The sequence below is a fragment of the Bradyrhizobium sp. USDA 326 genome, assembly GCF_049739485.1.
In the GTDB taxonomy this organism is placed as follows: domain Bacteria; phylum Pseudomonadota; class Alphaproteobacteria; order Rhizobiales; family Xanthobacteraceae; genus Bradyrhizobium.
The window spans coordinates 4381342-4395193 of the sequence record NZ_JBMGQA010000001.1 but is presented as its reverse complement, the minus strand read 5'-3'; the positions used below and the strand labels follow the sequence as shown (position 1 = coordinate 4395193).

General features: G+C 58.3%; 11 protein-coding genes. 5 read left to right on the top strand and 6 right to left on the bottom strand.

The genetic code is table 11. The features are described from left to right. The first annotated feature begins 46 nt into the window (after nt 1-46). Nucleotides 47-1234 (top strand): IS256 family transposase, encoded by a 1188-nt coding sequence (locus ABIG06_RS20710; protein WP_199752527.1) that lies wholly within the window; start codon nt 47-49, stop codon nt 1232-1234. A gap of 280 nt (nt 1235-1514) precedes the next feature. Here ABIG06_RS20710 and ABIG06_RS20705 read toward each other — a convergent pair whose 3' ends face one another. From ABIG06_RS20705 to ABIG06_RS20690, 4 genes are all read right to left on the bottom strand, one after another. Next, nucleotides 1515-2120: a WcaF family extracellular polysaccharide biosynthesis acetyltransferase gene (locus ABIG06_RS20705; protein WP_370138422.1), complete on the bottom strand. Its 606-nt coding sequence runs from the start codon at nt 2118-2120 to the stop codon at nt 1515-1517. Between the two features lie 36 nt (nt 2121-2156). After that, entirely contained in the window at nt 2157-3140 is a 984-nt protein-coding gene (gene fcl / locus ABIG06_RS20700) for a GDP-L-fucose synthase (protein WP_124161172.1), read from the bottom strand. Beyond that, entirely contained in the window at nt 3100-4170 is a 1071-nt protein-coding gene (gmd, locus tag ABIG06_RS20695; protein ID WP_370140880.1) for a GDP-mannose 4,6-dehydratase, read from the bottom strand. Before gmd ends, fcl begins: the two co-directional genes overlap by 41 nt. A 150-nt stretch (nt 4171-4320) precedes the next feature. Continuing rightward, entirely contained in the window at nt 4321-5625 is a 1305-nt protein-coding gene (locus ABIG06_RS20690; RefSeq protein WP_370138420.1) for a WcaI family glycosyltransferase, read from the bottom strand. Between the two features lie 575 nt (nt 5626-6200). On the opposite strand from ABIG06_RS20690, the gene ABIG06_RS20685 reads away from it, so the two are divergent. Then, nucleotides 6201-6503 carry a hypothetical protein gene (locus ABIG06_RS20685; RefSeq protein ID WP_370138419.1) on the top strand — a complete coding sequence of 101 codons (303 nt, stop codon included), beginning with the start codon at nt 6201-6203 and terminating at the stop codon, nt 6501-6503. Here the strand turns inward: ABIG06_RS20685 and ABIG06_RS20680 are convergent. Beyond that, on the bottom strand, nt 6500-7528 hold the full coding sequence (locus ABIG06_RS20680) for an ABC transporter substrate-binding protein (RefSeq protein ID WP_370138417.1): 1029 nt from the start codon (nt 7526-7528) through the stop codon (nt 6500-6502). The two genes, ABIG06_RS20685 and ABIG06_RS20680, sit on opposite strands and share 4 nt — an antisense overlap. Before the next feature lie 191 nt (nt 7529-7719). On the opposite strand from ABIG06_RS20680, the gene ABIG06_RS20675 reads away from it, so the two are divergent. Both ABIG06_RS20675 and ABIG06_RS20670 read left to right on the top strand, forming a co-directional pair. Continuing rightward, complete coding sequence (locus ABIG06_RS20675) at nt 7720-9216, top strand: undecaprenyl-phosphate glucose phosphotransferase (RefSeq protein ID WP_370138416.1); 1497 nt, start codon at nt 7720-7722, stop codon at nt 9214-9216. A 219-nt stretch (nt 9217-9435) separates the two neighbouring features. After that, nucleotides 9436-10656: a lipopolysaccharide biosynthesis protein gene (locus tag ABIG06_RS20670; protein WP_124161167.1), complete on the top strand. Its 1221-nt coding sequence runs from the start codon at nt 9436-9438 to the stop codon at nt 10654-10656. 9 nt (nt 10657-10665) lie between these two features. Here the strand turns inward: ABIG06_RS20670 and ABIG06_RS20665 are convergent, their stop codons facing one another. Continuing rightward, nucleotides 10666-12117 carry a hypothetical protein gene (locus ABIG06_RS20665; protein ID WP_370138414.1) on the bottom strand — a complete coding sequence of 484 codons (1452 nt, stop codon included), beginning with the start codon at nt 12115-12117 and terminating at the stop codon, nt 10666-10668. Between the two features lie 201 nt (nt 12118-12318). Here ABIG06_RS20665 and ABIG06_RS20660 point away from each other — a divergent pair, with 201 nt between their 5' ends. Next, a complete protein-coding gene (locus ABIG06_RS20660) occupies nt 12319-13785 on the top strand; it encodes an endo-1,3-alpha-glucanase family glycosylhydrolase (protein ID WP_370138413.1) in 1467 nt (488 codons plus the stop codon). Nucleotides 13786-13852 lie beyond the last annotated feature (67 nt).

The window sequence follows — 13852 nt, the reverse complement described above, 5'->3', positions numbered from 1 at the left end:
GGCTTCTTCTAGAATGAAGGAGCTTTGAATGAACGATGGGAATGCCATGGGTCAGGTGATCCAAATTGATGAGGCCCGGATTCGAGATCACCTGGGCGAGATGGTCCGCGGGACAGTGGAAGAGACACTGAACGCGATGCTGGAGGCCGAAGCGGACCAGCTGTGCGGTGCTGGGCGGTATGAGCGCAGCCCGGCGCGGCAGGACACGCGGGCAGGCAGCTACGAGCGAACGCTGCAGACCAAGGCGGGCGACGTCAATCTGAAGGTTCCGAAGCTACGGCGGCAAACCTTCGAGACGGCGATTATCGAGCGCTACCGGAGGCGGGAGAGCTCGGTTGAGGAGGCGCTGATCGAGATGTATCTGGCCGGGATTTCGGTTCGGCGGGTCGAAGACATCACGGAGGCGCTGTGGGGCACCCGGGTCAGCCCGAGCACAGTGTCGAACCTGAACAAGAAGATCTATACCAAGATCGAGGCGTGGCGGAATCGCAGGATCGAAGGCGAGCATCCGTATCTCTACCTCGACGGCATCGTGATGAAGCGCAGCTGGGCTGGTGAGGTTCGCAACGTGTCGCTGCTGGTGGCCTCGGCGGTCAATGCTGAGGGGTTCCGGGAGATCCTCGGCATCTGTGAAGGCGCCAAGGAGGACAAATCCGGCTGGTCCTCGTTTCTGCGGCATCTCGTCGATCGCGGTCTCAAGGGCGTGCAGCTGGTGGTTTCCGACGCGTGCCGAGGTCTTGTCGAAAGCGTTGCGGATTATCTGCCGGAGGCACGCTATCAACGCTGCATGGTGCATTTTTATCGCAATGTCTTCAGCCACGTGCCGTCGACCCGGGTCCGCGAGGTGAGCCACATGCTCAAGGCCATTCATGCCCAGGAGAGCCGCGCCGCGGCCGACGAGAAAGCCAGGACCGTCATCGCGGATCTGCGGGCCAGCCGTATGGCCAAAGCTGCTGATCTCGTCGAGCAGGCGGTTCACGAGACGCTCGCCTACTATGCCTTTCCGGACATCCATTGGCGGAAGATTCGAACGAACAATCCGCTCGAGCGCATCATGAAGGAGATCCGGCGACGAACCCGTGTCGTCGGCGCCTTCCCCGACGGTCAATCCTGTCTCAACTTAGCGGCGGCCCGGCTGCGGCACATTGCCGGAACGGCGTGGTCGACCAAATGCTACATGAACATGCGACCGCTCTATCAGCCACAACTCTCTGAAACCGGAGCCGTCGCCTGATCAAAAGTGCGAAAGATTCTGGACAGTACCGTCCGGTCGTCGATACGCCACGGCCCAAGCGCCGAAAACTGCGAGCCGCTACTGCTCATATGGACCTCCGCGATGAAGTCGGCCTAAACGCCCGAGCTTATTGATGCATCGCCAAACCGGCAATCGCTGCATGGTTGGCACATCAACGCCCTTTGGTCAGCCAGGTTGTTCCGGATCGGCATCACGATCTGCACGTGTCGACCGGAAGACGGCGCATGATCAGGAATCTGAGGCCCGTGGCTCAAGCCAATCAGCGGCGCGGACCGGATTGCCCCGAGATTGCATTGCAGGACCTGTTCCCGCCTGACGCGAGGCGATCGCGCACGACCCGCGCAGGCTCGCCAATTGCCACGACCTCGGGAGGAACGTCCTCGAGTACGGTGCTCCGCGCGCCGACGACGGCGCCTCTGCCCACCTTCACGCCCGGCGAAACAAACACGTCGCTGGCGATCCAAACCTGATCGCCGACCGTGATCGGAGCGGTGATGTAGCTGAACGCGAGGTCGGCCATGTCATGCGATCCCGTGCAGAGATAGGATCGCTGCGAAATGACCGAATGAGAACCGATTGAAATACAATCCAGGCTGTACAGCTCGACGTGATCACCAACCCAGGAATAGTCCCCTATCTCAGTCTTCCAGGGGTAGGTCACGCGCACGGTCGGGCGCAGCAGCACCTTGCGGCCGATCTTTGCTCCGAACAGGCGCAACAGAAAGCGCCGCCATGCAAAAAAGGGCTGAGGCGAAAGTGCAAAGAGTGTCGATTGAACGACCTGCCAAAGCACCACGACGACCGCTCCCCGTCCGCGAAACCCCGGCGGCACACGAAACTGATCCAGCTTCTGAAACTCGCGCATTCTGGTAAGTTCGGCCGAGGGAGGGAGGACTATGTTTCACCGATCGTCTATGGCGGATGTGTGGGTCGTCAGGTAGGCCTCATAGGCGCGCCTCATCCCGGCCTCCAACGGAGTCCTGGCCTGCCACCCGAGCGTTGAGAGACGACTGACATCAAGCAGCTTGCGCGGCGTTCCGTCAGGGCGTGTCGGATCGAAGACGATGTCTCCTCGATAATCGACGATACCGGCGATCATACGGGCGAGCTCAGCGATGGTGATGTCGCTGCCAGTCCCGATGTTGATCGGCCGCTCGTTGGAATAGTTCTTCATCAGGTGAATACAGGCGTCCGCCATGTCGTCAACGAAGAGAAACTCGCGACGCGGCGAACCGCTCCCCCAGACGACGACGCTCTTGCTTCCGGCGACCTTGGCCTCGTGAAAGCGTCGGATCAGGGCCGCTGCGACATGGCTATATTCCGGGTGATAGTTGTCCCCGGGGCCATAGAGATTGCTCGGCATCACGCTAATGAAGTCAGAGCCATATTGGCGCCGATAGGCCTCTGCCATCTTGATGCCGGCGATCTTGGCGATCGCATAGGGCTCGTTGGTCGGCTCGAGCAGGCCAGTCAAGATCGAGTCTTCGCGCAACGGCTGAGGCGCAAATTTTGGATAGATGCAGGATGAACCGAGAAACATCAGCTTCTCGGCACCGCTCGTATGCGCAGCGTGGATGACGTTAGCCGCGATTGCAATGTTCTCGTAGATGAACTCGGCGCGAAGCTTGTCGTTCGCCGAAATTCCTCCCACCTTGGCCGCTGCGACGAACACGGCCTGCGGCCGCATCCTTGCGAACCAATCGAACACCTGAGCCTGGTTTGTCAGGTCGATTTCGGTTCGCTTCGCGGTGAGCAACCGTACGTCTTCTTGCGCCAGCCGGCGCACGAGCGCAGCGCCGACCATCCCCCGATGCCCGGCGACGTAGACGCTTTTGCCTTTCAGATCAAACTTTGTGGCTGGCACTCGATCGCTCCCGCCTTGCATCCTTCAGATCGCTTGCCACCATCTCGTGCACGAGCTGGCCGAACGTCCGCTTCGGCTTCCAGCCCAGCATCTTGTTCGCTTTGCTCGCATCGCCAACCAGAATGTCCACCTCGGTTGGCCGAAAATAGGTCGGGTCGATTCGAACCACCGTCTTGCCGCTGCTTTTGTCGATACCAATCTCATCAACGCCCTTGCCGCGCCATTCGATCTCTCGTCCCACCTCCCTGAAGGAAAGTTCAACCATCTCGCGCACCGAGCGGGTCTCGCCAGTGGCAAGCACGAAATCGTCCGGCTTATCCGCCTGCATGATCAAGTGCATCCCTTCGACATAGTCTTTGGCATGCCCCCAGTCTCGTTTCGCCTCGAGATTGCCCAGGTAAAGCGTATCCTCGATCCCGACCTCGATGCGGGCCACGGCGCGCGTGATCTTGCGGGTCACGAACGTTTCACCGCGGATGGGACTCTCGTGGTTGAACAGGATGCCGTTGCTGGCAAACATCCCGTAGGCCTCGCGGTAGTTGACCGTGATCCAGTATCCGTAGAGCTTTGCGACACCATAGGGCGAGCGCGGATAGAACGGCGTCGTCTCCCTCTGCGGGATCTCCTGCACCAGCCCATACAGCTCGGACGTGGATGCCTGGTAGAATCGCGTCTCCTTCTCCATGCCCAGGATGCGGATCGCCTCCAAGAGCCTCAGTACCCCGATTGCATCGGCGTTCGCGGTGTATTCAGGACTCTCGAAACTGACGCCGACATGGCTCTGCGCCGCCAGATTGTAGATCTCCGTCGGCTTGATCTGTTGCACAAGCCTGATCAGATTGGTGGAATCCGTCATGTCGCCGTAGTGCATCAGGAACGGCACCTCACCAACGTGCGGATCCCGGTACAGATGATCGACACGAGCGGTGTTGAAGGAAGACGAACGCCGCTTGATGCCATGAACGACATAGCCGAGCGATATGAGGTGCTCGGCAAGATACGCGCCGTCTTGTCCAGTAACGCCCGTAATTAGCGCAACACGTCCACTCATATGCGAAAACCTACCGTTCACCGCCGGGATTGGAAACAAATACGACGATGGAATGGCTCGACCGCCGGAGACATCTAGAAGCGACCTTCCATGCAGGTCAATCGTAGCAGGGACTGATCATTAACGCAGGAGACATCCTGACGTGGCCCGTCAGGACAGAGGAAGAGCGTCATTGATCGATGCCGCCGGATTCTCGGAAACCACACCCGGCCCGTGTTCGGATCTGCCCGGCCGTCCGCAAATCGAACTCATGCTCGCAATCCAGCGACGCACGATGGTACGGCGGTCCCAACGCTCGATGGAACGCTTTCGTCCCTCTGCACCGAGCCTCTCGCAAAGAGACGGATCTTCGGCCAAGTGAAGAATGGCATCTGCAAGCGATCGAACGTCTCCCGCCGGGACGAGCAAGCCGGCACCCTGCACTTCGGCAGCAAGCCCCGTGCCCCCTTCTGCCATCGCGACGACGGGACGGGCGGACGCAAACATCGCCCCCAGCTTGGACGGTAATACAAGATCGGCCGCCTCCGCCCTCTGCGGGACGACATGAAGGTCAGCCGTCGCCAGCAATTCGTTGAAACTTTCGTTCGGCTGCAGTCCCAGGAAATGAATTCTCGGATTGTCGGAGGCCATCTCCACCAGCCTTGCCTTGTGTGGCCCCTCGCCTGCGAGGATGAAATGCAGTCGCGGATTGCGCCGAAGAAGAGCGGCGGCTCCGACGAGGAGGTCAAGCCCCTGCTTGGCCGACATTGTCCCGGAGTAGAGAGCCACGATGTCATCTTCGTCGATATTCAGGGACGTGCGATATCTGGTCTGCTTTGGGCGGGGAAATATCGCATCCGTGTCGATCCAGTTTCGGATCTCGGTCGTTCTTTGCGGATCAACGTTTTTGTCCCACAAGCGCTCCACCATTTGCGGACAGATGCTGGAAACGCAATCAAACGATCGGAGGACCGCCGCTTCCGCCTTGAGCATCACCTTCCGTAGGGAAGCATTCCGGAGCAGTCCCAGTCCGTATGCGGCATCAATTTCGAAGTCCTGCACATGAAGCCACGACTTTGCACCGATGCGACGAGCAACAAAGGAAGCAAATCGGGCCGACATCAACGACGGCGCGACGGAGATTATGATGTCGGGCCGCCAGGAATACGCATCGATCAGCACCGGCACCAAGCTTGTCAGTGCGAAGGACAGGTGATGAATCAGACGCTTTGCACCAGTCGGCTGCTTGGGAACGTAGATCGGCGCTCGCATGACGCCGACGTCCCCCATCATCGAGCGCCTGAAATAGGAGGCATTCAAACCGGCGGGGATGCTCCAGGCCGGATAGTAGGGAGGCGCCGTAACGACCCTCACCTCGTGGCCCTCGGCAACAAGGCTTTCGCAAAGCTCCGTATTGTATTTGGCAACGCCGATGAGATCGGGAGCGTAATTGATGCCGACCAAAAGAATACGCATTCAATCCAAATCCTGAACGATAACTCGTATCCAAAAAAAACCGAGACAGCCAAGGATCACCGCTTTGGCTTCGCAGCCTCCGCTGAAACGATCGCTGCCGCGGCGGCTAATTGCCGCTTGAACTCCGGTGCGAAATCGAGGGGACTACGCTCGGTAAGGCCCGCCAAAATCGTCGGAAAGAAAAACTTCGCTCCGACACGCCACGCTTCTGCCGATCTTGGCAGCCTGACCGAACTCGGCCCCGCAGTCCGTGAACCTCCGGGCCCGTACGTGCGCTTGCGCAAGGCACCAGTCTGTCGCTCCCCGCTCTTTCGCTTGCGAGGTGGTGGCAGCTCTCATTAACGGAGTAAAGAAAGGATCATTTTAATGATGAACGCGTACCGTCAAGAGCCGTCAAGCGCGACAAGCAACGCAAGCTCTCCGTGAAACGTCCCGCCTAGTAAGCCCGGCGAAGTATCGGGCTGGTCTCCGCTATACAGACCCGATCCCAATACCAGCCGTAGGGAGTTTCCACGCGGACTTGAGGACAACGCCGCCGCGGTACATAGCGGTATGGATATGGTTGAGCCCAGAAGGTGATCGGTACTACGTGTTCGGCCGGCGTTGGGACGACGGGTGCCGGCAACTGCATCGCAGCGATTGCCTGCGGCCCGGCCAACAAGACCATTGCCGATACCAACAACCCCAAACGCCGGATAGTCTGCTTCGCCATCACCACCTTCCCCTGCGCTCGCCCACCGGCCACGAAATGCGCCAAATCAGAATATTTCAAAATTCAGCCGGATATCGAGCAGATTGTTTATCAACGGGATCGGAAAAAGGCAACGGACCAAAGCGTACTCATCCACCAGCCCGGGATGTCGAATCGGGGCCGCTAGAAGGCGCCGGCTCCCTCCTTTTCCGGCGCGCGCCGGTACTCGCCCCTGATGAATTGTGTGCTGACAGCCTGAAACAGCGGGGCGTTCTCCCTTCCAAGACCCGCGAAGACCAGGATATCGCGCAGGGCTCGCCACCGACTTTCGTCGTATTCGCCTATTCGGGCGCCGACAGGCAGCACCAGCGACCGCTGCTGCTCCAATTCGAACCTGACTCGCTCGGGAGCGAGGCCCGCCCGGTCAAAATCGACAATGATCGGAATCGCCCGGCTGTAATCGGCATAGGCAAATTGCCACCCCCGAACCAAGCCGTGCAACAGATCGGCAATTGCGGACGGCCGCTCTCGAATCAGATCGTTGCTGGCGAAATAAACCTGCCCAGGCACGTGGATTGCGTAGTCCTGAGGTTTCATAACGCTCAATTGGACGTAGTCCGCGCTTGTCTGGCTAGGCTGCTGATCGATCGGGACAACGATCGCGTCCACATCCCCGGATCTCAGTGCCTGGAAGTCGGCCCGGTCGGAAACCTTGACGATCTGGCTCCGTGGCAATCGAAGCCTGGCCATCATGGCGTCAAAGACGACTTCTGCCTCACTCCCCTCGCGGCAACCGATGCGCTTGCCGATGAGGTCATCCGGCCGATGGAAGCCCGACCGCTCCAGCGCGAAAATTGCCACCGAGGTGTCAAGGAAGCTGGCTGCAAAGGCAGTGACAGGAGCCCCTCGCCAAACCGCAAGCAGGAACTTCTGGCCCGTCGTCACCCCGATTGCATTCTCCCTCGCAACCGTTTCGACGAAATTGGGATCGTCTGGAAGGGCTCTCATTGCGACGCCTCGCTTGAAATAGCCCTCCTTGGCAGCAATCATCTCCCCCGCGAAGCGAGCGGAGTAGGGTCCATCCAGGAAGAAGCTGGCGTGAAACGAGGAATCGGCGGGGGTGTGGACGGGCGTAACGTCAGGAATCAAGGCGAAGACAACAAGTCCGGTTGCGGACAGCGCCGCGAGACCGATCGCCACCCGGCGCGTCACCGTTGATCCCGATCGCCGTCGTCGGTGACGCATGAACGTATTCCCTTCCGACCTTCGAATTTTGTGTTCTAAATGGCAGAATTAGGATAATGAGAGCACAAGAAGTAAGGTTATTTTTTCATTCGACTTGTTTCGGCTGCGGCCATTCCTGATAGCACCCAACCCGATCTTCCTTTTCCTGAGTTTATACTATGACGATTGCATCGGCTCGCCCGACTTCCGCCGCGGACAGTCCGGTAGAAATTCACGTTCTCGATGAGGCGAATCCGGCACGTGCAAGTTTAGCCGTACGATGGTGGCGACCCAAAATTGTTGAACTGCTGGCTCTCGTGGCCGACGCTATCATCATCGTGGCAAGCGGCGCTGGCTGTGCCGCCGGATATCAGATCTATGCGCGGCCGGAGCACGACCAACTCGACGTCTACACCGCGCTCAGCCTCCTGGTTGCGCTCAACTTTGTACTTCTGATCAAGGTTCAGCACGGCTACGCTCTCAGGAACTTTACTGACCTGCCGCGGCTATTCAAAAAGACGCTGGCCACGTGGACCGCCTTGTTCGGTGCCCTGATCGTTATAACCTTCGCCATAAAGGCCAGCAGTCAAATCTCGCGCGGCACGATAATCTCGTTCTACCTTGTCGCTCCAGTTCTCCTTCTGCTGGCGAAGGCAGCCATTGCGCGCTTTGTCACGACCGCCTTGCGGAACGGCGCCTTCGCCAGGCGCCGCGCCGTGGCGATCGCCGAGCGCGGGTTGATATCATCGGAGGCAATGGCAGGACTTACGCAGCATGGCTACCGGATCACGCGGGTCATGGAGCTCCGCCCGGAGTGCCTGACCTTATCATCGCTGATCCCGTCGATCGGTCCACGCCTTGACGACTTTATCGCCTACGCACGAGAGAACCAGATCGAACAGGTGTTTTTGCTGCTCAGGTGGGATCATTGGCACGCGATCGACAAGATCGCCGACGCATTGAGAATCCTTCCGGTACCGGTAAATCTCGTCTCCGATCCCGATGTCTCGAGATTCTTGCGCTACCCGGTCACGACCGCCGGAAGCAGCATGATTGCAGAGATTCGGCGCGCACCAATTTCGCGGCAAGAACAAGCTCTCAAACGCACGTTCGACCTGATCGGCGCCAGCCTCGGCCTGCTGGTGTTCGCACCGGTCATGCTGATGACCGCGATCCTGATCAAATGCACATCGAACGGCCCGGTACTCTTTCGGCAAACCCGGAACGGATTCAACGGTCGCGCCTTCAAGATCTACAAGTTTCGGACGATGCGCGTATTGGAAGATGGACCGATCATTTTGCAGGCGCGCAGGGACGATCCTCGCGTAACTCCGGTCGGCAAATGGTTACGCAAGACCTCGATCGACGAACTGCCGCAGCTCTTCAATGTCCTGCAGGGCGACATGTCGCTGGTCGGCCCCCGCCCGCACGCGGCTGCGCACAATTCGGAGTATGAGCAAGTCATCAGCAACTACGCGTTTCGCCAACACGTCAAACCAGGCATCACCGGCTGGGCCCAGGTCAACGGCTATCGCGGCGAAACGCTGACTGTCGGCATGATGAAATCCAGGGTCGACCTGGACTTGTGGTACATCAACAACTGGAGCATCTGGCTCGACGCAAAGATCATCCTGCGCACCGTGGTACAAGTGACTCGCGATCCCGTGGCCTACTGATGGTCTTACCCCCCGCCAGTAGAAGCAGCCCGTTCATGACACCAATCGCATGGGCGCGCGCCTGATCGTAGATTCGTTCACCCAGAATGAGAATCAGGCAATTAACTTTGTCCTCAAACAAGCTCGCATCAGGGCTCCGCATCATCCTATAACGTCGTGCAATCAGGGCACCATCGCTAAGGCCCTAGCGCCCGCTAGCAGCAATCCAATTTCAGGAAGATGAAAACCTACCTCATCAAATATTTCGTTCTGGGCAGCGAGCAGGTCATCTTCAGCTTCTCCAATTTCTTCTACCTGGCGGTAGTCGCGCGCCGGCTGCCGCTGGCCGAATTCGCCGAGCTGAGCCTGGGATATACCTGCTATCTCATTCTCATCGGCGCTCATCACGCGGTCATCTGCGACCCCATCATCGCGACTGGAATCAGCGCACAGGACGGTCAACAATCATTGTTGCGGCGACTGTGGACGGTCAATGTATCCTTTTGCTGCCTGGCACTGGCCGCAGGATGCGCATTCGTCTTGAACAGCAGCACTCACGAGATGCAAACGCTCACGGTTGTAGCTCTAGCTTGCCTGTTCTTCAGCTTTGCCGGTCCGGTCCAATTCGTTCGGCGAATTATGCACATTCAGGGACACGTGCAAGCATCCGCCATCGCAGCGGCGGCGTACGCGACAGTCCTAATCGTCTCAGCCTGGATGCTGCCTCACGTCAAACTGGAATCGCACTTTGCATATACCGTACCCTTCATTCTCGGCAATCTGGTCTTCCTTGTCTCAGCTTGGCGAAACATCCCACGCAGGCACAACGACACCCAGACCATCTCCCTGAAGTCCCATTTCCGGGCGGGATACTCGTTCCTGATCAACAATCTCCTCGGTCTGGCGACGACAAATATCTATCCGTTCGTCTTCGTGTTTCTGAACTCGCCTGAAGCCGTTGCAAGCTATCGACTGATGTTCGCCGTGATATCCCCATTCGCCCAGTTGCTTGGCGGGCTCTCAGGGTTCATCACGCCGCGCATTGCAGTCGCGAAGATCAGCCAGATCGAAACCCCTCACCTGCTCATCCTGGCTCTGATCGTCTTCGCTCCGCTTCCGTTGGCCGTCATGGCAATTTGGTTCGGCAACGACGCGGCCTCTCTCATCTTCGGAACCAAGTATGTCGCGCTCGGGGGATCCATCCCCGTTGCCTTGATCTCGACGAGCTTCGCCCTCGCACTCGCGACCGTGAGCATGTGGCTAAGGGCCAATCACCGGCTCGGCTTGATGCAGGCCGGCGGCTTGATCTCCGCGGCGATAACCGCCGTCATCGCGATTCCCAGTTGCCTGGCTCTTGGAGTTACCGGTGCGTTCGTGTCGTTGGCAATTGCCAATGGCGCCGCGGCGCTTTGGGTAGCATTCAAGGGAACCTCGGGCCGTATCCGGGCGCAACCCGTTTAGTCTAGCCGCTTACTTCTGAGACGTCTCGGGCATCGACCCGCGGCGAATTGAGGGGGGCGCAGGAACATAGACGGCGCGTTTGGTGAGGAGGAGCATGACCGCCGAAGCCAAGACGGTAGAGCTATGGATTGCCCATTCCGACCACCCGACCTGGAACGGGCCGCGAAGCAGGATCATGCAAAGCATCGGCGAAAGACAGAGAATGAAGTAGAGCGGCGACAGCCTTTGGGCGGCGAAGCTGCGACGCTCTACGCGATCGAGAACATAGACGATCGCGACGGACATCAGCATCGCCCCAACAATTCCGAAGCTGAAATAGCCCTCGATCGGCGGCGGAGCCGAAACGTTATCGGTACCAAAGCCTTTCAGGATGAAAATGTAGTCATGCATGATCTCGCCGACTGTTCTTCCCTTCCCCGCCCAAAGGTCGCGCGGAACGAAGAACAGCAGTGCCCCCATGATGTTCGATCCCCATTCCAAGCCCTTCATTTCGACCCACATGATGGCATAGCAGAACAGGTCGAGGCCTGAGAAATCAGGATGAACGAAGAACTGGGAGAAGGGCCGCTGATCGAGAGAGACGTTTGCGTACCGGAAAATGGATCCGAATATGGGCGACGCCAGCAATCCGGCGAAATAGGTGACGAGAAACAGACGAACGCTTCTTGGACCGAATATCGCAAGCACGCAGAATACGATCAATGTCGAGGAACGAAAACGTGCGGAAATGAGCGGGTTGTTGATGAAGAGACCCGCCAGAAGCAGAACTGCAAAGCACGTCACCCAGCCCGTGTTCCGGCGAGCCAAGGCGACACTGGCACCGATAACGGGAGCAACCAGGGTGAATGGCCGGAAGAATGCCGTGACCAGAATGTTGATCATCTTGCTTTCGCCAACCACCGAACCGAAGGCCTCGCGATTCACCTGGAGCAATGACGAGCCAAGATAACCAACCAATCCGAGCGATACGACGATCGAGGCAGCTGCCAGAAGGGTGTAGTTCGGGTTTGGCTCCGCGGCGAGGCTTCTGTCCAGAAACCGGTTAGGGCGGGGTTCGGGAGTTCGAAACGGACGATAGATGACGAAGCAGAGACCCACGATCGTCATGAATGCGCAAAGGAGACTGGCCGGCACAACGAGACTTACATCAGCCAGAATTGGATCGAAGTCGTTTCCGATCTGCTGAAGAGGCGCCACCGCCAGAAACAGGAGGTTGAAAACGAAGAAGACAACGAACAGCAGGTAAGATCTAGCCAGAGCGATCTTCAAGCCGAACAAGGAAACAATGCCGTTCACCCCGAGTATCATGGCTGCGATCAACGAAGCACGCGGGCTCGACCAAGCCTGGGTGAACGAGAGAAGCAGGTAGGCTCCGGCCGAGCCGATCACGACATAGTCGAAGACGCTCTTCGGCGTCACATACAACTGGGAGGCGGCTGCACTACGCGAGAACTGGTTCATAACCTAAAAACATTAGAGTTCGCCAAGCTCCACATTGCGGCGCCGGCTCTGGAAAGAGCGCATCCCACCGCTGATCAGCCCCGGTGCAGATCGTACAATACATATCTCGGTCGCGTTAACGCTTCGAGCTCGCTCACCTTGCGGCCAAAACTCAGGTGAGATATCCTTGTAATATATAGAAGATATCAACGGAATACTTACTTGAAGTCCTTTTCTCCGGCCCGGATTAACGCCGACCTTAAGCTGCACGCGCGTATGGACCGGCGCCAGCTTCTTTCCGCCAGCATCCTCCTCGCAGGAGCATCTTCAATGCCGGCCCCGGTGGCCGCCGCGACGAGTTCAGGAGCGAAGAGGAAGAAAGTTTACGCGCATTGGCATTGGTTCCCGACCTCGTTTGATAACTGGCCGGCGGATAAAGACCAGTATGCTGATTATCTGTCGCCGGACGGCACCCAAGGTAAACTTCGGGCCGAGGGCGGCTTCGTGCGCGAACGCCCCCTGCCTCGACCTCCGCGCCCGGAGGCAAACTGGGCTGTGCTTGACATGATTGATGAGATCAAAGCCGCGCATCACATCGGGCTCGATGGCTTCCTGTTCAACATGGGGGGTATAGACGACGGCTCCCCGTACATGATCCATTTGCGCAACATGCTTGAGGCCGCCCAACAGGGGCCGCCGGGATTCGAAGTCATACTATCGATCGATACCGTAATTCTGGTGAAGACACCGGTCGACGCGATTGCCGACGCAATCCTCAAGCTGGCGCGGAATTCCCATGTTGCGCGCCAATCCGACGGCCGACTGATCCTAGGGGCTTTTTCTCCCGAGCAGTGGGACGTTGGCCGATGGAAGGAACTGTTGCAACGACTGACGTCAAGCGGAGAGAAGGTTTTCTTCTACCCTACATTTCTCGATGTGCGCAGAACGATCGATTTCATGGAATTGATCGATGGTGCCTCGATGTGGGGGGTCGACAAATTGAGCGACGTCCCTCTCCTCAAGAAGGTAGGAAAGTTGGCCAAACAGGCCGGGAAGGTCTGGGCATCCGTGGTGTGGCCTCAGGACTTCCGGCCGCACAATCGCTGGTTCTCGGAATGCCACAACAGTGAATTGTTCCGAGCTTCATGGGCCGCGGCAATGGAAATCGGCTCCGACGCGGTCAACATCGCCACCTGGAACGACTATTCCGAAGGATCCGAAATTCGACCGTCAACCAGCATTCAGTACGCTTTCTATGATCTCGCTGCGTTCTATATCGCGTGGTTCAAGAACGGTACGATGCCGCCGATCACTGAAGACGTGCTCTACTATTTTCACCGAATCGAATCCACCGAGGCGGCCGGGACTGGCTCCGCTCAGCCGTTCAGGTTCGCAACAAATCTGGTCAGTCGCTTTGCCGATCCGCCTCAGAATGACATCGAGCTGCTTGCGTTCTTGAAGGAGCCGGGCGAGCTCACGATAGCGACCGCGAAGGGCTCAAAGAGCATGAAGGCGAAAGCTGGAATCACCTCGTTTCGAATTCCGTTGGTGCCAGGCAAGGTGAGTTTTCGGCTCAGCCGTGGCGACGCCAATGTCATAGACCTCCCGAGCGCGTTCGAAATTCGTGAGACCTCGGCCTATCAGGATTTGCTGTATCACGGCGGGTCGTCGTCCCGTCCGCCGGTCTAGAATATTCCGGTCGTGGTTCGGACGAACACTGCCTAGGTATTTGGCCGTCATTTCTCTTGAACGCACC